Origin of the sequence: Nitrospirillum amazonense, assembly GCF_007828045.1 — a bacterium.
GTDB classification, from domain to species: Bacteria; Pseudomonadota; Alphaproteobacteria; order Azospirillales; family Azospirillaceae; genus Nitrospirillum; species Nitrospirillum amazonense_C.
Map to the genome: position 1 here is coordinate 19028 of NZ_VITN01000028.1, position 19316 is coordinate 38343.

The following is a 19316-nucleotide window of genomic DNA, read 5'->3' on the forward strand; positions in this document are numbered from 1 at the left end:
TCAGTGCTCCAGCCCGCGGTGCCAGCGCAGCAGGTGGTTGTTGATGCGGGTGACGCCGCTGTCGATGGCCAGGCCCAGCAGGCCGATGGTCAGCATGCCGGCGATGATCTTGTCGGACCAGAAATACTCCCGCGCCTCCAGGATGCGGAAGCCCAGGCCGTTGTTGACGGCGATCATCTCCGACACGATCACGACGATGAAGGCGGTGCCGATGCCGATGCGCACGCCCGACAGGATGTAGGGCGTGGCCGCGGGCAGCATAACGCGGCGGAAGATGGTCAGGGGCCCGGCGCCCAAATTGCGGGCGGCGCGCAGGTAGATGCCGTCCACCTGGCGCACGCCGGCAATGGTGTTCACCAGCACGGGGAAGAAGGCGCCCAGCGAGATCAGGAAGATGGCCGGCGGATTGCCCAGGCCGAACCACAGGATGGACAGCGGGATGTAGGCGATGGGCGGAATGGGCCGCAGCACCTCCACCAAGGGGTTCAGCCAACGGAAGGCTGCCCGGCTGGCGCCCATGGCCAAGCCCATCGGCAGGGCCAGGATGGCCCCAACCAAAAAGCCCATGACCACGCGGTACAGGCTGCCCATGGCGTCCATGATCAGCTCGCCGGAGAACAGCCAGGCGATATAGCCGCCGTTGGCGGGATCATACGGCTCGGCCGGGGCGAGATAGGCCCACCAGCGCACGGCCACCGCCACGGGCGAGGGCAGGATCTTCGCGTTGACCAGGCCGGAACTGGACGCCGCCTGCCAAATGGCAAGCAGCACGAGCGGCACGACGGCCCCCTGCAGGGCCGCCAACCAAGTGTTACGCCGCATTCGGGTACTCCCCTTAAAGGCGGAAAAGGCGGGTGAAAAAAGGCCCGCCGCTTGGACGGCGGCGGCCCCAGGCGCTTACTGGATGCCCAGGTCCTTCTTGGCGTCGGCCAGCAGGTCCAGCTTCACGTAATCGGTGGCGGTCGGCACCTTGGCCATCTTGGACACGCCATACTTGGCCATGGTCTCGCCCGTAATCTGGATCTGGGCGGGATCGATGTCATAGCTGTACTGGGCGTTGCCCATGGCGCTGTTGAAGTCGGCCTCGGTCAGCTGCTTCTTGAACAGCGTCTCGCGCACATACTTGGATGCCACCTCCGGCTTGTCGATGAAGGTCTTGGTGGCCTTCACGAAGCAGCGCATGAACTTCTCGGCCACGGCCTTGTGCTTGTCGTGGAACTCCTCCGACATCACCAGGGTGCGCACGGGGCTGCCGATGGCGGTGTCGTAAGGCTTCATCACCTCGACGCCGAAGCCGCCGTTCACGGCCTGCGAGCCCTGCGGTTCCGTCTGCATGATGGCGTCCAACTGCTTCAGCATCAGGGCCTGGTTCAGGTCCGGATAGTTCAGGTAGACGATCTGCACGTCTTTGCCCGGCTGGTCGGACCAGGTGAGATTGTTCTGCGCCAGTTCGGCGGCCAGCAGCACCTCCTGGATGCCACCCCGAGTGACGCCCACCTTCTTGCCCTTCAGGTCGGTGACCTTGGTCACCTTGGCGTCGGGTGCGGCCACCAGGCGGGCGCCGCCCTTGGCGAAGCCGGCGACGATGTAGATGGGGGCGCCGGCGGCGCGGCCGGAGATGGCGGCCTCCGACGCGGTGGCGCCCACGTCCAGCTCACCGGCCACCATGGCCTGCATGATGTCGGGGCCCTTGGCGAAAATCCGTTCCTCCACCTTGATGCCGCAGTCGGTCAGCATCTGGGTGTAGGACACGGCGCCGAAGTGGGCCAGCTTCAGGTTGCCCAGGCGCACCACATCCTCGGCGGCGGCCGGCAGGGCCGCCAGCGACAGGGCCGAAGCGGCCATAAGGGCGGCCAGCAGGGTCTTCTGGGGCATGGTCTTCTTGCGCGTCATCTTAAATACCTCCCGGGCTTTGGTATCCAAAGGCCGCCGATCAGCGCCGGCGGTTCCTGGTCGTCTTGGAACTGGGAGCAATACTAGCAGAAGCTGTGCCAACCGCCGGGCCAAACCATCACCGTGAGGGAGAACGGCTTGAAACGCCAGCATCCCCGCCACCGTGCGCGGGTCGGGTCTTAAGCGGGGGAGAGGCGCAGCGACGCCCCGCTGGCGGTTTTTCCGCCACAGCGGGGACGGGGCTGTCACCTTTTCCGCCGCGACCGGGCGGCAGCCGGTCTTGTGCCGTCAAGCGCCGTAGGCGACGGGGACGAATTGCGCTATGACGGCCCCCAAGCGGCCGCAAGGCCGATGGGGTTCCTGCCTTTCGGAGAGCTTGGATGAACCGTTCCCTATACGCCCTTGGGTACGCCCTGGGCGCGCCTCTGGCGTTGGCCCTGGCCGTAACCGTTTCGCCTGTTGCCATGGCGGCGGAGGCCGCGCACGGCCTGACGCCGATGGAACTGGCGACGATGGACCGCGCCAGCGACGCGCGCGTCTCGCCCGACGGCCGCCTGCTGGCCTTCGACGTCCGCACCGTCGATTACGCCAACAACAAGGCCGCCCATTCCCTCTGGGTGAAAGAGATCGATGGCAAGGGTGACGGCCATCGCCTGGCCATTTCCGATGGCGGCGCCAGCACCCCGCGCTGGTCGGCCGATGGCAAGAGCCTCTATTTCATGTCGGGCCGGTCCGGCAGCCAGCAGGTATGGAAGACGGACGCCGCTGGCACCCAAGCCACCCAGGTGACGACCCTGCCGCTGGATGTGGGCAGCTTCAACCTGGCGCCGGACGGCACGCACATCGTCGTGTCCATGGCCGTGTTCCCCGGCGCCGAGACGGGTGACAAGCCGGCCAAGCCGGCGGACATCGCCAAGTCCAGCGGCGTGGTGTTCGACAAGGTCTTCGTCCGCCATTGGGATGAGTGGGCCGACGGCACGCGCAACCACCTGTTCGCCCTGGCGCTGAACGGCGAGGGTGTGGCCACCGGCGCGCCCGTGCCGCTGATGAAGGGCTTCGATGGCGACGCGCCGGGCAAGCCCTTCGGCGACGACAGCGAAATCACCATCAGCCCGGACGGCAAGACCGTGGTCTTCACCGCCCGCCTGGCCGGCCGGACGGAGCCGTGGAGCACCAACCTGGACCTGTGGCAGGTCCCCATGGACGGCAGCGCCGCCCCGGCCAACCTGACGGCCGGCAACGCCGCCATGGACACGGGCCCGGTGTTCAGCCCCGACGGAACCAAGCTGGCCTGGCGCGCCATGAAGCGCCCAACCTTCGAGGCCGACCGCTTCGGCATCATGGTGCGCGACCTGAAGAGCGGCGAAACGCGGGAGATCGACCCCGCTTGGGACCGCTCCGCCGACACGCTGGCCTGGACGGCCGATGGCCGCACCCTGCTGACCACCGCCTATGACGTGGGCCAGTCCAAGCTGTTCTCCGTCGATGTCAAGTCGGGTGCGGTGAAGGCGCTGACCGGCGAGGGCCATGTGACGGCCATCGAGCTGGTGAAGGGCGGGGACAAGGGCGTGGTCTACATGGCCGACAGCCTGTCCGGTCCGTCGCAGGCCTACAAGGTGTCGCTGAAGGGCGGCAAGGCGGAGCAGTTGACCCATGTGGGCGGCGGCACGCTGGCCAACGTTACCCTGGGCGCCTATGAGCAGTTCAGCTTCCCCGGCTGGAACAACGAGACGGTCCACGGCTATGTCGTGAAGCCGGCCAATTACCAGGAAGGCCACAAGTATCCCGTGGCCTTCATCATCCATGGCGGCCCCCAGGGCTCCTTCGCCAACGCCTGGAGCTTCCGCTGGAACCCGCAGGCCTACACCGGTGCCGGCTATGCCGTGGTCATGATCGACTTCCACGGCTCCACCGGCTACGGCCAGGCCTTCACCGACGCCATCAGCCAGCATTGGGGCGACCGCCCGCTGGAAGACCTGCAGAAGGGCTGGGCCGCGGCGCTGGCCAAGTACCCCTTCCTGAACGGCGACCGGGCCTGCGCGCTGGGCGCCAGCTACGGCGGCTTCATGATCAACTGGATCGCCGGCAACTGGAACGGCCCGTGGAAATGCCTGGTCAACCATGACGGCGTCTTCGACAACCGCATGATGGGCTATTCCACCGAGGAACTGTGGTTCAGCGAGTGGGAGAACGGCGGCAAGGTCTGGGAGAACCCGGCCGGGTATGAACGCTTCAACCCCGCCAACCACGTCGATCAGTGGGTGAAGCCGCAACTGATCATCCACGGCGGCCGCGATTTCCGCATTCCCTTCGAGCAGGGCCTGGGCGCCTTCACCGCCCTGCAGCGCAAGGGCGTGCCCAGCAAGCTGGTCTACTTCGCCGACGAGAACCACTGGGTGCTGAAGCCCCAGAACTCCGTCCAGTGGCACCAGGAGGTGCTGGGCTGGCTGAACACCTGGACGGCCGAAGCCAAGTAAAGCCGGGCGTCTGGCTGAACTGACCAGGCAAGGGGCCGTCCGCGGGGACGGCCCCTTTTTTGATGACCGTCCCCTTGAAGGCAGCGCCATTAATACAACCATTGTTGCCGTCTGGATCAACCGCCCATCGTGAAAACGCCATGGATCAGATGCCGCCGCCGTCCACCGGGGCCAAGCTAGCCGCCTCAGCGGAGAACTTCCTCATCACGTACGCGGGCGCGCGATATGCCAGCCCTCCCGTTTCCGATCAGGCCTTCGACTGTTCCTACTTCGTGTGGCTTGTCATCAGAACCGTCAATCCGCACTTCGAACGCGAAGCATCCGGCGCCATTGCTGCGGATCGCCTGCGCTTCCAGCCGGTGCTGGGCACACCGGAAGCCGGCGACATCGTTTATTTCCCACCAGGCCCGGTGCCCTATGAGGTCAAGAAAGGCCATAAGCGAAATTACCCGGGACACGTCGCCATAATGGTGTCCGCTTCCGAGTTTATCGGTATGCAAAGCAGCGGCGTCGGCAGGGTTCATGTGCCCGACACCTGGTGGTGGCCTCGGACCAAGGAATTCTACCGATACATAGGACCCACGCAATGAAGCTCGCGCTCACGATCGCTTTTCTTGTCGGCATTTCAGTATCGGTCGGCCACGCGGCCGTGGATGTAGACACCATTCCGATGGGAAATCCTCAAGGCGCCCCCGAAATGTTCGGGACCTGGACAGTCACGAAAGTCCTGTGCAAGGACTGCGCTGGCCGCCGGCCGGAGGAAGTGGGCACCAAACTCATCTTGGCCCCGACGTCGTTCACGGACCCCTTCTCAATCACCTGTACCAACGCCTCTTATCCCAACCGGGCCATACCCGGTGACCAGGTCATGAAACTCTTTGGCACCAACTTACCCAAGAGCGCCAAGAACCTTATTCCTCAGAAGGGCCCGGTTACCGATGCGCGGCTTGCCTGTGACAAGGGGCCTGTTGGTCGAGTTTTGTTTTTTGGTGGTGACAAGGCCATTTATCTCTATGAGGGCGAGGACTATTTCATAGAGCGCGCCAAGACGCCGTGATTCCTCACCCCGCCCGGCGCCCCCGCCGCATCGCCCCTTCGATATCCGGCAGGAACACCGTCAGGATGCCCAGGGCCGGCAGGTAGGCGCAGACTTTGTAGACGGTGGTGATGCTGGTCAGGTCCGCCAGCCAGCCCAGGGCCGCCGCCGCCACGCCCGCCACGCCGAAGGCCAGGCCGAAGAACAGGCCGGCCACGGTGCCGACCTTGCCCGGCATCAGTTCCTGGGCATAGACGACGATGGCGGGGAAGGCGGACGCCAGGCAGACGCCGATGACGCCGCTCAGCACGCTGGTCCAGAACAGGTTGGCGTACGGCAGGGCCAGGGTGAAGGGCAGCACGCCCAGGATGGACCACCAGATGACATGCTTGCGCCCGAAGCGGTCACCGATGGGGCCGCCGGCGATGGTGCCGACCGCGGCGGCGCCCAGGAAGATGAACAGGTGCAACTGCGCCGCCTTCACCGACAGACCGAAGGTCTGGATGAGATAGAAGGTGAAGTAGCTGGTGATGCTGGCCAGGTAGACGTACTTGGAAAAGATCAGCATCAGCAGGATGACGAAGGCCAGGCTGACTTGGCGCGGCGTCAGGCCGGTGAGGTCCTCCTTGGCCGCCTTGGCGGCCTTGGGTTTGGCGTTGCGCTTGTACCAAAGGCCGATGTTGGCCAGGACGATCATGCCTAGAAACGCGGCCAGGGAGAACCAGGCGATGCTGCCCCGGCCATGCGGCACGATGATGAAGGCCGCCAACAGGGGCCCCAAGGCGGAACCGGCGTTGCCGCCCACCTGGAACAGCGACTGGGCCAGCCCGTGCCGTCCGCCCGAGGCCATGCGCGCCACGCGGGAGGATTCCGGATGGAAGACGGATGAGCCCGTGCCCACGAGGGCCGCCGCCGCCAGCACCAGCGGGAAGCTGGGCGCCATGGCCAGCAGCACCAGGCCCACCAGGGTGAAGCCCATGCCGATGGACAGGGAATAGGGCTTGGGCTTGGCGTCGGTATAGAGGCCGATCAAGGGCTGCAACAGCGAGGCGGTGATCTGGTAGACCAGGGTCACCAGGCCCACCTGGCTGAAGCTGAGGTCGAAGCTGCCCTTCAGGATGGGGTAGATGGCCGGCAGCATGGACTGCATCATGTCGTTCAACAGATGGCAGAAGCTGATGGCCCCCAGCACCGAGAACACGGTGCCGCCGGCCTTGGCCCCGATCTGACCCATGGCCGTCTGCCCCACGGGGGATGGTGCCGCCGCACCCACGCTTTCAGCCTGACTCACCGGTGGCACTCCCATCCCATGGGGCCGCGTGGCGCCGCGACCTCCCGATTTCCCAACCAGCCCCCTTTGCAAGAGACCTTGCATTTCGGCGGCTGATGGACAAGCTAGCGCGCATGCTGGCGGCCTGCTTTCATCTTTAGGCCAAACTATTGCGGAACTGGGCCAACAAGGAGAGACACGTTCATGGTCCGCGATGTCCCCTCCCAGGTTTACGAGACGGCGCCGCAGCCGGTCTTCGCGCTGGGCAACGACTATCCACCCGGGCATGTGCTGCCGCCGCACCAGCATCGGCGCTGCCAATTGCTGTATTGTATTCGCGGCGTCATGACGGTGGCGACCGCGCAGGGCACCTGGATGGTCCCGGCGGACCGGGCCGTGTGGATCCCGGCCGGCGTGGTGCATGAGGTGGCGGTGGTGGTGGGCCCCGCCGTCATGCGCAGCCTGTACATCGATCCGGCGGTACTGCCGATGGCGCGCGGACCCGACACGCTGGCCCCCGGCGGCGGTCGCTGCCAGGTGGTGGGCGTCACGCCGCTGGTGCATGCCCTGCTGATCGAGGCGGCGGAGCTGCCGGTGGACGATGTGCCGGCGGAAAGCCGCGGCGGCATGATCATGGCCCTGCTGCTGCATGACCTGGCGTCGCTGCCCGTGCTGCCGTTGTCCATGCCGCTGCCCACCGACGCACGGCTGGCGGCCCGCTGTCGCGCCTTCGTGGCCGAGCCCGACCCGCACGCCACCATCGACGGCTGGGCCCATGAATTGGGCATGAGCCGCCGGGCCTTCACCCGCCAGTTCCGCCGCGAAACCGGCCTCAGCTTCGCCGCTTGGCGCCAGCAGGCCTGCCTGTTCGCGGCCTTGCCCCGGCTGGCGGCGGGGGACGCGGTGACCACCGTGGCGCTGGATCTGGGCTACGACAGCCCCGCCGCCTTCACCAGCATGTTCAAGCGCCTGCTGGGCGTGCCGCCCAGCCGTTACCTGCGGGCCTGAACGAACAGGGCGGCACCCACCGGAGCCGCCCCGCCCTTAATCACAAGGGACCCGCGCGGAGGGTCAGACCGCCTCGAAGGTGGCGATGGCCGGCGCGCCGGCCATCTGGCCCGTGTAGGTGACGACAAAGGGAACAGGCAGCGCCGGTCCCAGCAGGACGGTGGCGGTGATGATGTATTCCTCCCCCTTCGACAGGCCCTGGCCCGTCACGGCGAAGATGGTGACGTTGGGGGACGGGCCGCCCCAGACATAGCTGCCGATGCCCCCCGCGATGTTGGCGCCGTGGCCCGAAATGCGGGTGTTGGTGAATTCAGTCACGCCGGCCATTCCGATCTCCATTTTTCAAAGGGTTGACGCCCAGGACGATGCGCGCCGCAGCGTGCGGCCTTAGATTGTTCGCATATGCGACAGGGCGCGCCTAAGGTGTGCCGCAACGCGTCAACCGTCAATTCGAAAAGTGGCAGAGTCGAAAAAATTTCTTATTATGGTTGTAGGTCGCCGCGTCTATCGGCTTTACCCGTCGATGATGGCGACCGCCCGGGTCCACCCGGCCGAGGCACCTTTGATCTTGGCCGGGAAGCAGCTGACCGTGAAGCCCGTGGCGGGCAGAGCCTCCAGGTTATGCAGCTTTTCCAGGTGGCAATAGCCGATGTCGCGGCCGGCCTTGTGGCCTTCCCAGATCAGGCCCACGTCCTTGGTCTGGGCGAACTTCTTGGCAGTGTGGGGGAAGGGGGCGTCCCAACTCCACGCGTCGGTGCCGGTGACGCGCACGCCGCGCTCCGTCAGGTACAGCGTCGCCTCCCGCCCCATGCCGCAACCGGCGCCCAGGAAGTCGCCCTGGCCGTAGCGGGAACCGGCATGGGTGTTGACCAGCACGATGTCCAGCGGCCGCAAGATATGGCCGACGCGGGCCAGTTCCGCCTCAACCTCCGCCGCGCTGACCACATGGCCGTCGGGCAGGTGGCGGAAGTCTAGCTTCACACCGGGGTTGAAGCACCATTCCAGCGGCACCTCATCGATGGTGATCGCCCGCTGCCCCTTGTTCATGGTGGAAGCGTAGTGCCAGGGCGCATCCAGATGGGTGCCGTTGTGGGTCGACAGGCGCACGGTCTCGGCCGCCGCGAACTCCGCATCCGGCATGTCGTTGGGGTCCAGCTCGGGGAAGAACGCCGTCAGTTCATGCAGCGTATCCTTATGCGTCTGGTACTCGATATGCGGGCGCATGAAGGGCGGGTCGGCCACCACGTCGTTGTCGAGGGTGACGGAGATGTCGATGAAGGTGCGGGCCATGCTGCCGGTTCCTGTCTGTACCACCATGGGCGACGGGACCGCCGGGTTCATGACCCGGGTACGCTGGTGTCCTTATTCCTCCCGTCTTGGGTCCGCATTAGACCGGGGCGCGGGGGTAAAAGAAAAATCGATAAAACCCATGCGTCGTCATCGGCGGGGCGAATAGGTCATGCCCCGTCGGCCACCCGCACGCGTGGGATCAGGATACGTACCAGCAGGAAGGCCAGGCCGTAGGCCACGGCGCAATAGATGAACAGCGGCTGATAGCCACCATGGGCCGCCAACCAGCTGGTGGCCTGCAGGATCAGCACGCCGCCCAGATTGCCGCTGAAGGCGCCGACACCGATGGCCGTGCCCACCATGCGCACGGGGAAGGCGTCGGCCGCGAGCGCGAAAACGTTGGTGGAGAAACCCTGGTGTGCCGCCAGCACCAGGCCCACCAGCAGCACCGCCGGCCAGGGGCTGTCCGCCCAGAGCGCCAGCGGCAGGGGCAGGACCAGCACGGCGGAGGCCGCCATGGGTATCCAGCGCGCCCGGCTGGGCGACACGCCCGCCGCCAGCAGGCGCGCCGGCACGATGCCGCCCAGCAGCGCCCCCACCGTGGCCAGGGCGTAGACCGTGGCCACCGGCGCCCCGATGTGCCGCATGTCGAGATCAAAGCGCTGGTGGAAGAAGTCCGGCATCCACAGCAGCATGAACCACCAGACCGGATCGGTCAGGAACTTGGCCCCAGCCACCGCCCAGCAATGCCGGTCAGTCAGCAGCAGCCGCCAGGACCAGGCCGGCTGATCCTCGACGGGTGAGGCCACGGCCCGCACCCGGGGCCGTGAGGGCAACAGGAACCAGGCCACCAGCCAGATGAGGCCGGCGGCGCCGGTGATGAAGAAAGTGAGGTGCCAGCCCCATTCCAGCGCCAACCAGGGCAGGATCAGGGGGGTCGCCACCGCGCCCACATTGGGCGCGGCGTTCATCAGGCCGATGGCGATGGAGCGGCGGTCGGCCGGGAACCAGCGCGCCACCGCCTTGGCGGCCGCCGGGGTGTTGGCGGCCTCCGCCACACCCAGGGCCAGGCGGCAGGCCAGGAACTGCCCGGTGGTACGGGCGCCGGCATGCGCCATGGCCGCCAGGCTCCACGCCGCCACCGCCAGGGGATAGCCCCAGCGCAAGCCCACCCGGTCGATGAACCAGCCGGCCCCCACCAGGGCCAGCATGCCGGCGGCCTGGAAGGCGGTCATGACCAGGCCGTAATCCTCCTGCGCCCAACCCAGATCGGCATCGATCAAGGGCTTCAGCAGGGCCATGCTCTGCCGGTCGGCGTAGTTCAGGGCCGTGGCGGCGAAGACGCAGGCCAGCACCAGCCACGGTGCCCAGCCCAGCGGCCGGCGGGCCACAAGGGCGGGGGCCTCGGTCACGCTGTCCGGGCCGGTGTCGGTCTGTGTCGTCATGCCGTCAGCCTACTCAGAACTTCGTCCGGATGCCCAGGCCCAGGATGCGCTGGGCATCGCGCGGCACGCCCAGGCGGACATAGGTGGTGGAGGGCACGGCGACGCCGTTGACCACGCTGGTGGCGCTGTCCGGCACCTTGGACACGGTATAGAACTGGTTCAGCAGGTTCTGGGCATAGAGGCGGACGACGAAGCGGTCCTCCGGTGCCGCGAAGTCCACGCCCAGATTCCAGATCCCATAGGCCTTCTGGATGGTGGCCGGGGATTCGCCGATGTCCATCTGCTGGTCCGCCCGCCAGGAATAACTGGTGTCGATGGTGATGCCCACGGGCACGCTGTCCGGCAGGGGCAGCTTGTAGGCCGCGTCCGCCGTCAGCTTCCACTTGGGCGCATAGGGCAGGACCTTGCCATTGGGGTAATAGCAGGTGGCCGGCGCGCCGGTGGGGCAGGCGAACTGCACGATGGTGGCGTCGGTGTAGGCGGCACCCCCGTTCAGCGTCAGACCGGGCAGGGGCCGCGTCAGGAAATCCAGTTCCACGCCCTGGGTGCGCACCGTGCCGGCGTTGACCAGGGTGCTGACCACGGCACCGTTGATGTTGGTGAAGCTGTTGGTCTGGAAGCCGTCGATGTCGTCGCGGAACAGCGCCAGGCTGGCGACGACCTTGTTGTCCAGGGCGGAGGTCTTCAGCCCCACCTCATAGGCGTTGGAGGTTTCCGGCGACAGGCGGCCGGTGTTGTTGGCCGCCATGTTGAAGAAGATGTTGTAGGCCGGCCCCTTATAGCCCTGGGAATAGGTGAAGTAGGCCATGGTGTTGGGGCCCAGGTCGTACTGAACCCCCGCCTTGGCCGACGCGTCGTTGCGGCTGTAGTTGTTGGCGCTGGCGAAGCTGGCGCCGATGCCGGCGAAACCGGTAGCGGTGGCCACGCGCTGGAAGGTGTAGTCCAGCTCGTCATGCGTCAGGCGGCCGCCGAAGGTCAGGCGGAAATCGTCGGTGATATGATAGGTGCCCTGGCCGAACAGCGCCTCGTTGTTGGTGGTCACGCTGTCCACCGCCGTGCCGGAGGCGCGGCCGTAGGTGGAACTGCCGGACGCGCACGGGATGTTGCCGTTGGCCAGCGCCGCCAGGGTAGAGGCGGTGCAGGTGACGTCCGACCGGGTGAAGCGTTCCTTGGTGTCGGTGTGGAAGAAGAAGAACCCGCCGACATAATCGAACCGGCCCCCCAGGTCGGAGGCGTAGCGCAGTTCCTGTGAATACTGGTTCAGGTCGACGTAGCCATGGTCGGCCAGGCTGGTGCTGCCGCCGGGCACGGATGACCCCACGTAGGCCGGGTAGCTGGCGGTGAAATCACCGTCCCGGGTTTCCACATTGTGCCAGCCGCGCCAGGCGGAGATGGAGGTGAAGGTCCCCGCCGGCAACGCCCAGTCCACCTGGACGGAGGTGCCGAAGTTGCGGTCCTTGGTGCGGGGATCGACATCGTTGTTGATGTCCTTGTTGGTCGCCGAGGGATACACGGGCGCCAAGGCCGGGATCAGGCCGCGCACGTTGGCGGCGCTGTTGGAGATGATCTGGATGGATTCGGCGCAGCAATTGTCGTCCGCCTCGGCATAGTCGCCGATGAAGGTGACCTTGACCGCGTCGGTGGGCGTCCACTGCAGCTTGGCCCGGGCGCCCTTGTGGTCATAGCCGTTGATGTCGTGGCCGTTGTGGACATTGCGGCCATTGCCATCGGCATGACCGTAAAACGCCGCGAGCTGGGCCACCAGGTCGCCGCTGAGGGGGGCGGAGATGCTGCTGCGCAGCCGTACCTCGCCATTGTCGGCGCCGGATGCCTCGGCATAGCCGCCGAAGCTGGTCTTGGGATCCGCCGTCACGATGTTGATGACGCCAGCCGAGGCGTTCTTGCCGAACAGCGTGCCCTGGGGCCCCCGCAACACCTCGACCCGGTCGATGTCCAGCAGGTCGGTCACCGCCATGCCGGAACGGGCGTAGACCACGCCATCCACCACGGTGGACACGCTGGGCTCCGCACCCGAGCTGAACGACAGGGTGCCGATGCCACGGATGTTCAGGGCAGAGTTCTTGTTGGTGGTGCCTTTGCGGAAGGTCACGCCCGGCACCAGGTTGGGCAGGGATTCCGAGGTACTGACGCCGGCATGGGCCAGGGCGTCGCCCGTCACCACCGACATCGCGACCGGAACCGAGGTCAGGTTTTCCCCCCGCTTCTGCGCCGTCACGATGATCTCCGTCAGCGCGTCGTCATCCGTGGACGTGGCCTCGGCCGCGTGGGCGCCGCCCGCCAGGGACAGCGCCAGGGCGGCGGTGCCCAGCAGACGGAATGACAAACCCACTTTACGCGACTGTCCGATGGCTGCCCTGTTGGTGGTCTTCATCCCTCGAACTCCCCTTCCGTGGCATTAATTCACATCAGTTTATGTGTTTATTGAAGATTATTCACTAACATATTCAGCATACAAATTAACGCGGTCAACGAACTTCACTGCAAATTTGGACAATTGCCGTATGCGTGATGAGCATTCCCCACAAAAAATAAGTTGAAATGGAAACCGGTGGGGTGGAGAGTGTGCGGGCCCGGGCAGGGGCCTTGCCAGGCCTCGACCCGCGTCACGAATTCCGCTTCATGTTCAGGGACTTAACCATTCGATTCCCCGGGCATGCCAGCCAGATGGAAAGGCCTGAGCCACCCCATGTCGAACACCACATCCCCGTCCTCCCAGACTTCGTTGTCGGCCGCCCCCCATTGTGAGGTGGGCTGGTTTTCCGCCCTCTGCGACGACGACTATGAGTTCCTGGGGGTGCGCGATCCGGCCCTGCTGTCCAGTTTCGAGCACTGTCGGAACATCGTGCTGACGGCGGAGAAGGGCGGGTACGATAACATCCTTCTGCCCTCCGGCTACAGCCTGGGCATCGACACCACCGCCTTCGCCGCCGCCATGGCGCCGCTGTTGCGCCGGCTTAAGCTTTTGGTGGCCATCCGCTGTGGTGAGATGTGGCCGCCGCAGTTGGCGCGCCAGTTGGCGACGCTGGACCAGATGCTGCAGGGTCGGCTCAGCATCAACATCATTTCCAGCGACATGCCGGGCGAGACGCTGCCCAGCGCCGCCCGCTATACCCGCACGACAGAGTTGATGGCGTTGTTGCGTAGCCTGCTGAATGGGGAGGCGGTGGACTTCAAGGGCGAGTTCTACAATGTCGCGGTGGAGCCCCCGCGCGTCCGCCCTGTCAATGGCAAGGCGCCGCTGTTCTACTTCGGCGGCCTGTCGGACGACGCGCGCGAGGCCGCGGCCAAGGGGGCGGACGTCTACCTGATGTGGCCGGACCGCCTGGGCGAGGTGAAGGCCATCGTCGACGACCTGTCGGCCCGCGCCGCCCGCCACGGCCGCCCGCTGCGCTTCGGCTACCGCGTCCACGTGGTGGTGCGCGAGACGGAGGCGGAGGCGCGCGCGGCCGCTGACCGCCTGCTGTCCCGCCTGGACGCGGCGGAGGGTGACCGCATCCGCAAGCAGTCGCTGGACAGCGCCTCGCTGGGCGTCAGCCGCCAGGCGGGCCTGCGCGAGGCCTCGGACAACGACGGCTATGTCGAGGAAAACCTGTGGACCGGCATCGGCCGCGCCCGCTCCGGCTGTGGGGCCGCCATCGTCGGTGACCCGGACCAGGTACTGGCCAAGCTGCGGGCCTATCAGGCGGTGGGGATTGAGGCCTTCATCCTGTCAGGCTATCCGCATGCGCGGGAATGCGACCTGTTTGCCCGCCATGTCCTGCCACATTTGAACCATGGCCCCCTTTAAAAGCGTTCCTTGAAGGGGAACATCTGTTCCCTTAACCCCAGCCGCGACCGCCGGTATATAGGCGGCTTGCGGCTGGAATTGGGGATGTGTCGGCTATGGCTGTGGAACAGTACCGGGAACGTGTGAAGTCCGAAAAGCGCGCCGCGGCCCTGGCCGCCGCCGGCCGGGCCTTCCTGTCCCACGGCTACGACCGCACCACCCTAGCCCATGTCGCCAGGGAGGCCGGTATCTCCACCGGCACCCTGTTCAAGCACTTCCCTACCAAGGCCGCCCTGTTCGAGGGCATCATGGAAGAGTTGTGGGAGGTGGATCCGGAGTTGCAGCGCCCGCCGCCGCCCGCCGGGAACCCCGCCGCCGGCCTGACCGCCATCGGCCATGATTATGCCGGCAAGCTGCGCCAGCCCCACACCGGCCCCCTGTTCCGCGTCATCATCGCGGAGGCGTCGCGTTTCCCGGAGCTTGGTCAGGCGCTGTTCCTGCGCGGCAAGGCACCCTACCTCGACCGCCTGCATGCCTATCTGCGGTCCGAGATCGCGGCCGGCACCATGGACATCCACGACGTGCCCCTGGCCGCGCGCCAGTTCCTGGGCATGATCAACGATTTGATCTTCTGGCCCACGTTCCTGGCCGCCGATCAGGTGGTGGACGATGCCGAGGTGGCGCACGTCATCGACGAGGCGGTGCTGACCCTGCTGGCCCGCTACGGCCGGCCCGTCAAGGACGAGGCGGCACGGCCGGCGTGAGCCGCTGGGCGAACAGCCACTCCCGCCAGCCGGCCGCCAGGATCATGTCTGGCGGCAACCGGTGCTCCATCCCCTGATAACGCACGAAGACGGGCGCACCGCCGGCGGCGGCCACCGCCTCCGCCCAGGCATGGTCGGCAGCGTAGGGGTTCTCGGTGTCGTGGTCGCCATGCACCTGCAGGGTGGGCACGGTCGCCACCCCGGCGGCCCGCGCCCGGTCCGGCGGCACGGACGAGAAGGCGACCGCCGCGGCGAAGCGCCCGGGTTTGGCCACCAGCGCGTCCAGCGCCGCCGACGCCCCCATGGAGAAGCCCACAATATAGATCCGCGCCGGGTCGACCGGCAGACGGCCCGCCAGGTCGTCCACCAAGGCCAGCACCGCAGGCAGGGAGATGCCGGGGTGGGATGCCAACAGGCCGTCGCCGCCTGGGGCGTAGTCGGCGCTGCGCGCGTCCACCTGCGGCACCACCACATAGGCGGGGAAGCGGCGGCGCAGGTCGGGCAGGGCCCAGGCCTTGGCGAAGCCGGTCATCTGCCCGGCATTGTCCTGGCCGATGCTGCCGGAGCCGTGCAGGACCACCACCAGGGGCAGCTTGGCCGCCATGGGTTGGGCCGCCACCGTGGCCGGCGCCAGCAGGCGATAGGGCACGGTGCGGCCATCGGGGGCGGTGTAGGTCTTGGCCACGAAGTCGTCGCTGAGCGGCGCCTTGATGACCTCGTCCACCGCCTTGAGGTCGGCCGGCAGAGGGGCGTAGGGCAGGGTCCGTTCCTCGACGCGGCCGGCTTCCGCCTGGGCCCCTGAAGCCAGCGCCATCATCGACAACGCCACCAAACCTGTCCGCAGCACGGCCGTCCCCTCCCTCAGTCCGCCAGCAACATGGGGGCGCGGCCATCGGCCAGCAAGCGGTCGCTTTCGTCCTTCAGGGCCACACCCGTCACCTGACGGCGCCGGGCCTCGCGCAGCAGCCAGGCCAGCTTGAAGGCCGCCAGGTCGTGGGAGAGGCCGCCGTCGCGAATATTGGACAGGCAGTTGCGTTCGGCATCCAGGCGGCCCGGGGCGGGGTTCAGGGTAAGGTAGACGCCCAGGCTGTCGGGGGCGGACAGGCCCGGCCGCTCCCCGATCAGCACGGCCACGGCATGGGCGCCCAGTGCCTGGCCCACCGCGTCGCCCAGCGCCACCCGCGCCTGGGACGCCACCACCACCGGCGCCAGGCGCCAGCCCTCCCGCCGGACCCAGGGCAGGAAGGCGGCCAGCAGGGGCAGGGCCTGGCGGTGCACCGCTGTCGCCGACAGGCCGTCGGCGATGACGATGGCCAGGTCCGGACGGGTCGTGGGCAAGGCCGTCAGAGCCTGCCGGCCCGCCGGATCCAGCAGACGGCCCAGATCCGGGCGGTTGAGGTAGGTGGCGCGGTCGGGTGCGGCGCTGTGCACGGCCACCGGCGCCAGATCCAGGACCGTCAGTTGCTCCACCAGGCCGGTGGCGTCGAACGGGGTGTGCACAGCGTCGCGCGCCCGGGCGTGAGCCAGGGCGAAGCGCAACACCTCCGCCGTCGGCAGGCTGTCGCCCGCCCGGCCCAGGGCGATGCGCGCCGGGGTGGCGGCGGCCAGGTGCGCCCAGGCGTCGGGCGTGACCGTCGGCTTGCCCATCAGCGCCATCCCCGCAGCAAGGGCTGGCTGGGCGGCTGGGGCAGGGGCCGGCCGTCGGCGCCGGTGATGCCCATGGCGGTCAGCCAGGCCTCAAACTCCGGCGCGCGCTTCAGGCCCAACAGGCGGCGGACATAGAGGGCGTCATGAAAGGAGGTCGACTGGTAGTTCAGCATGATGTCGTCCGCCCCCGGGACACCCATGACGTAGGACACGCCGGCCGTGGCCAGCAGGGTCAGCAGCGTGTCCATGTCGTCCTGGTCGGCCTCGGCATGGTTGGTGTAGCAGACGTCGCACCCCAGCGGCAGGCCCAGCAGCTTGCCGCAGAAATGATCCTCCAGCCCGGCGCGGATGATCTGCTTGCCGTCATAGAGGTATTCCGGCCCGATGAAGCCGACCACCGTGTTGACCAGCAGGGGGCGGAACTCCCGCGCCACGGCGTAGGCCCGCGCCTCCAGCGTCTGCTGGTCCACGCCATGATGGGCGCCGGCGGACAGGGCGCTGCCCTGGCCGGTCTCGAAATACAGGACGTTGTCGCCCACCGTGCCGCGCTTGAGGGCCTGGGCCGCCTCCATGCCCTCACGCAGCAGGGCCAGGTTGACGCCGAAGCCCTGGTTGGCCGCCTGGGTGCCCGCCACCGACTGGAACACCAGATCCAGCGGCACGCCCCGGCTCATCAGCTCAATGCTGGTGGTGACGTGGGTCAGGATGCAGGCCTGGGTGGGGATGGCGAAGCGCTGGATCACCCCGTCGATCAGGCGCGCCAGGTCGGCCAGCGTCGACAGGCTGTCAGATACCGGGTTCAGGCCGATCACGGCGTCGCCGCAGCCATAGAGCAGCCCGTCCAGGATGCTGGCCGCCACGCCGGCGGGGTCGTCCGCCGGGTGGTTGGGCTGCAACCGCACGGCCAGTGTGCCGGGCAGACCAATGGTGTTGCGGAAGCGGGTGACGACGCGGCACTTGCGCGCCGCCAGGATCAGATCCTGATTGCGCATGATCTTGGACACCGCCGCCGCCATTTCCGGCGTCAGGCCGGGGGCGAGGGCGGCCAGCGCGTCCGTCGTCGCCTGATCAGACAGCAGGTAATCCCGGAAGCCGCCGACCGTCAGGTGCGACACCGGGGCGAAGGCGGCCGCGTCATGCCGGTCCAGGATCAGGCGGGTGACCTCATCCTGCTCATAGGGCACCAGGGCCTCGGTCAGGAAGGTCTTCAGCGGCAGGTCGGCCAGGCACATCTTGGCCGCCACGTTTTCCTCGGCCGACTGGGCGGCGATGCCGGCCAGCCGGTCGCCCGATCGGGGCGGCGTCGCCTTGGCCATCAGATCCTTGAGATCGGCGAATGTCCAGGTTCGGGCGCCCAAGGCGATGCGGTACGGCGCGCGTCCAACCAAGCCCACATCTCCCCTGACAGGCATCATGGCGGGGCCGATCATGACATCGAATGCCGCCGTGGAGAAGGTGGCCGCGCGACGAGTGGCCCCAGCCTGGCACCGGCAAGCGGCCTACGGCGCCGGACCCATGTCCTGATATTTTGACGGTATGATTGAGGGGAGGCGCGGACATGAACGGATCGATGTATTCCGCCGTCGTTGGGGCGTGTCTTTTCCTGGCTGGCACCACCTGGGCCCAGGCCGGGACGGCCATGGCCCAGGCGCCGGTGTCGCTGGCGCTCGACACGTCGGAGGCAGACGAGGCCCTGCGCATCCTGGACAAGAGCGCGGCGCATGAGCCGGTCGCGACGGCGGATTGGAACCGCTTGTTCGCGACACGGCCCTATCAGTGGCTGAAGGCCCGGGAGGCGGCCATGGGACGCCCCCTTTCCGACGAGGACTTCCAGCGCTTCCTGTTGTCGCCGGAGGCGGCGGCACAGCGGTCGGATTGGGCATCGACCCTGGCCGCCATGAAACAGGCGGACATGGCCCGGCTGGGCGCCGGGGTTCTGGCGTGGCTGCCGCCGGGCGCCAGCATCCGTGCCCAGGTGTTCCCGGAAATCAAGCCGCAGCGCAACAGCTTCGTCTGGAAAAAGCCTGCCACGGCGGCGGCGGATGAGGACGGCGGCCCGGCCATCTTCCTGGCCGTCAACCGGCAATCGCGCGACCAGTTCGAGAACACGGTGGCCCATGAATGCCACCACATCGGCCTGGAAAGCCTGGCGGCGCGGCAGGAAGAACTGCAAGCGGGGCTTCCCGCCAATGTGAAACGCGCCGTGACCTGGCTCAGCGCCTTCGGGGAGGGGGAGGCGATGCTGGCCGCCGCCGGCGCCGACCGGCATCCCCATTGGGAGGATGACGCCCCCGTCCGCGCCCGCTGGGACGGCGACATGCAGCGCTTCGCCGCCGACCTCGACGCCATCCAGCAATTGCTGCTGGACATCCTGGACGACAAGCTGATTCAGGACGCGGACATCATGAAGCGCGCGGCCCCGTTCTGGGGCGATGCCCAGGGGGCCTGGTACACCGTGGGCTATGAGATGGCCGTGCTGGTGGAAAAGCGCTTCGGCCGCGCGGCCTTCAACGATTGCCTGCTTGACCCGCGCAAGCTGCTGGAACTCTACAACCAGCTGGCGCAGGAAGCCAACGCGCACGGCGCCCGGCTGGCCACCTGGTCACCGGATCTGATCAAGCGGCTGCAAGCCGGCTGACCCGGCGACCAGGCATCGAACGGGGCGCACCAAACGGGGCGCATGGAACGGGCGCGACAGT

General features: G+C 67.4%; 17 protein-coding genes. 7 read left to right on the top strand and 10 right to left on the bottom strand.

The window, feature by feature from the left end:
- On the bottom strand, nt 1-822 hold the full coding sequence (locus FBZ89_RS27255) for an ABC transporter permease (protein WP_040850280.1): 822 nt from the start codon (nt 820-822) through the stop codon (nt 1-3).
- Between the two features lie 75 nt (nt 823-897).
- A complete protein-coding gene (locus tag FBZ89_RS27260; protein ID WP_246172619.1) occupies nt 898-1893 on the bottom strand; it encodes an ABC transporter substrate-binding protein in 996 nt (331 codons plus the stop codon).
- A gap of 380 nt (nt 1894-2273) precedes the next feature.
- On the opposite strand from FBZ89_RS27260, the gene FBZ89_RS27265 reads away from it, so the two are divergent.
- The 3 genes from FBZ89_RS27265 (at nt 2274) to FBZ89_RS27275 (ending at nt 5427) form a co-directional block, all read left to right on the top strand.
- Nucleotides 2274-4370: a S9 family peptidase gene (locus FBZ89_RS27265; RefSeq protein WP_145753909.1), complete on the top strand. Its 2097-nt coding sequence runs from the start codon at nt 2274-2276 to the stop codon at nt 4368-4370.
- Nucleotides 4371-4510: 140 nt separating this feature from the next.
- Nucleotides 4511-4960, top strand: coding sequence for an NlpC/P60 family protein (locus FBZ89_RS27270; RefSeq protein ID WP_145753911.1), 450 nt, complete (start codon nt 4511-4513; stop codon nt 4958-4960).
- Nucleotides 4957-5427: a hypothetical protein gene (locus FBZ89_RS27275; protein WP_145753913.1), complete on the top strand. Its 471-nt coding sequence runs from the start codon at nt 4957-4959 to the stop codon at nt 5425-5427. The genes FBZ89_RS27270 and FBZ89_RS27275 overlap by 4 nt, the downstream gene beginning before the upstream one ends.
- 4 nt (nt 5428-5431) lie before the next feature.
- Here FBZ89_RS27275 and FBZ89_RS27280 read toward each other — a convergent pair whose 3' ends face one another.
- The gene (locus FBZ89_RS27280) at nt 5432-6697 is read right to left on the bottom strand and encodes an MFS transporter (protein WP_342780658.1); all 1266 of its coding nucleotides are present in this window, start codon (nt 6695-6697) and stop codon (nt 5432-5434) included.
- Nucleotides 6698-6880: 183 nt separating this feature from the next.
- Between FBZ89_RS27280 and FBZ89_RS27285 the strand changes: the two genes are divergently transcribed.
- Nucleotides 6881-7684 (top strand): AraC family transcriptional regulator, encoded by an 804-nt coding sequence (locus FBZ89_RS27285; RefSeq protein ID WP_145753919.1) that lies wholly within the window; start codon nt 6881-6883, stop codon nt 7682-7684.
- Between the two features lie 63 nt (nt 7685-7747).
- Here the strand turns inward: FBZ89_RS27285 and FBZ89_RS27290 are convergent, their stop codons facing one another.
- The 4 genes from FBZ89_RS27290 to FBZ89_RS27305 all read right to left on the bottom strand — a co-directional run bounded on the left by FBZ89_RS27290 (nt 7748) and on the right by FBZ89_RS27305 (nt 12811).
- Complete coding sequence (locus FBZ89_RS27290; protein WP_040850272.1) at nt 7748-8011, bottom strand: hypothetical protein; 264 nt, start codon at nt 8009-8011, stop codon at nt 7748-7750.
- Nucleotides 8012-8197: 186 nt separating this feature from the next.
- Nucleotides 8198-8974 (bottom strand): cyclase family protein, encoded by a 777-nt coding sequence (locus FBZ89_RS27295; RefSeq protein ID WP_145753921.1) that lies wholly within the window; start codon nt 8972-8974, stop codon nt 8198-8200.
- Between the two features lie 167 nt (nt 8975-9141).
- Complete coding sequence (locus FBZ89_RS27300) at nt 9142-10419, bottom strand: MFS transporter (RefSeq protein WP_145753922.1); 1278 nt, start codon at nt 10417-10419, stop codon at nt 9142-9144.
- 13 nt (nt 10420-10432) lie between these two features.
- A complete protein-coding gene (locus tag FBZ89_RS27305) occupies nt 10433-12811 on the bottom strand; it encodes a TonB-dependent receptor (RefSeq protein ID WP_145753923.1) in 2379 nt (792 codons plus the stop codon).
- A gap of 315 nt (nt 12812-13126) precedes the next feature.
- On the opposite strand from FBZ89_RS27305, the gene FBZ89_RS27310 reads away from it, so the two are divergent.
- Together FBZ89_RS27310 and FBZ89_RS27315 are read left to right on the top strand one after the other, a co-directional pair.
- Nucleotides 13127-14227, top strand: a complete 1101-nt coding sequence (locus tag FBZ89_RS27310; protein WP_145753924.1) for an LLM class flavin-dependent oxidoreductase — start codon at nt 13127-13129, stop codon at nt 14225-14227.
- Between the two features lie 95 nt (nt 14228-14322).
- Nucleotides 14323-14970: a TetR/AcrR family transcriptional regulator gene (locus FBZ89_RS27315; protein WP_145753926.1), complete on the top strand. Its 648-nt coding sequence runs from the start codon at nt 14323-14325 to the stop codon at nt 14968-14970.
- On the opposite strand, the gene FBZ89_RS27320 is transcribed toward FBZ89_RS27315, so the two are convergent.
- From FBZ89_RS27320 to FBZ89_RS27330, 3 genes are read right to left on the bottom strand one after another with little or no spacing between them, the layout of a single operon-like run.
- On the bottom strand, nt 14942-15817 hold the full coding sequence (locus FBZ89_RS27320) for a carboxylesterase family protein (protein WP_145753928.1): 876 nt from the start codon (nt 15815-15817) through the stop codon (nt 14942-14944). The two genes, FBZ89_RS27315 and FBZ89_RS27320, sit on opposite strands and share 29 nt — an antisense overlap.
- 14 nt (nt 15818-15831) lie before the next feature.
- Nucleotides 15832-16617 carry an ethanolamine ammonia-lyase subunit EutC gene (eutC, locus tag FBZ89_RS27325; RefSeq protein WP_145753930.1) on the bottom strand — a complete coding sequence of 262 codons (786 nt, stop codon included), beginning with the start codon at nt 16615-16617 and terminating at the stop codon, nt 15832-15834.
- Entirely contained in the window at nt 16617-17933 is a 1317-nt protein-coding gene (locus FBZ89_RS27330) for an ethanolamine ammonia-lyase subunit EutB (protein WP_246172645.1), read from the bottom strand. Before FBZ89_RS27330 ends, eutC begins: the two co-directional genes overlap by 1 nt.
- Nucleotides 17934-18175: 242 nt before the next feature.
- Here FBZ89_RS27330 and FBZ89_RS27335 point away from each other — a divergent pair, with 242 nt between their 5' ends.
- On the top strand, nt 18176-19255 hold the full coding sequence (locus tag FBZ89_RS27335; protein ID WP_145753932.1) for a DUF5700 domain-containing putative Zn-dependent protease: 1080 nt from the start codon (nt 18176-18178) through the stop codon (nt 19253-19255).
- Nucleotides 19256-19316 lie beyond the last annotated feature (61 nt).

Bases quoted from the DNA above. Each gene is read 5' to 3' on its own strand.
- FBZ89_RS27295 (WP_145753921.1), bottom strand. From the start codon at position 8,974: ATGGCCCGCACCTTCATCGACATCTCCGTCACCCTCGACAACGACGTG.
- FBZ89_RS27330 (WP_246172645.1), bottom strand. From the start codon at position 17,933: ATGGCCAAGGCGACGCCGCCCCGATCGGGCGACCGGCTGGCCGGCATC.
- FBZ89_RS27270 (WP_145753911.1), top strand. From the start codon at position 4,511: ATGGATCAGATGCCGCCGCCGTCCACCGGGGCCAAGCTAGCCGCCTCA.
- eutC (WP_145753930.1), bottom strand. From the start codon at position 16,617: ATGGGCAAGCCGACGGTCACGCCCGACGCCTGGGCGCACCTGGCCGCC.
- FBZ89_RS27255 (WP_040850280.1), bottom strand. From the start codon at position 822: ATGCGGCGTAACACTTGGTTGGCGGCCCTGCAGGGGGCCGTCGTGCCG.
- FBZ89_RS27310 (WP_145753924.1), top strand. From the start codon at position 13,127: ATGTCGAACACCACATCCCCGTCCTCCCAGACTTCGTTGTCGGCCGCC.
- FBZ89_RS27335 (WP_145753932.1), top strand. From the start codon at position 18,176: ATGAACGGATCGATGTATTCCGCCGTCGTTGGGGCGTGTCTTTTCCTG.
- FBZ89_RS27315 (WP_145753926.1), top strand. From the start codon at position 14,323: ATGGCTGTGGAACAGTACCGGGAACGTGTGAAGTCCGAAAAGCGCGCC.
- FBZ89_RS27305 (WP_145753923.1), bottom strand. From the start codon at position 12,811: ATGAAGACCACCAACAGGGCAGCCATCGGACAGTCGCGTAAAGTGGGT.
- FBZ89_RS27265 (WP_145753909.1), top strand. From the start codon at position 2,274: ATGAACCGTTCCCTATACGCCCTTGGGTACGCCCTGGGCGCGCCTCTG.
- FBZ89_RS27285 (WP_145753919.1), top strand. From the start codon at position 6,881: ATGGTCCGCGATGTCCCCTCCCAGGTTTACGAGACGGCGCCGCAGCCG.
- FBZ89_RS27275 (WP_145753913.1), top strand. From the start codon at position 4,957: ATGAAGCTCGCGCTCACGATCGCTTTTCTTGTCGGCATTTCAGTATCG.
- FBZ89_RS27260 (WP_246172619.1), bottom strand. From the start codon at position 1,893: ATGACGCGCAAGAAGACCATGCCCCAGAAGACCCTGCTGGCCGCCCTT.
- FBZ89_RS27290 (WP_040850272.1), bottom strand. From the start codon at position 8,011: ATGGCCGGCGTGACTGAATTCACCAACACCCGCATTTCGGGCCACGGC.
- FBZ89_RS27300 (WP_145753922.1), bottom strand. From the start codon at position 10,419: ATGACGACACAGACCGACACCGGCCCGGACAGCGTGACCGAGGCCCCC.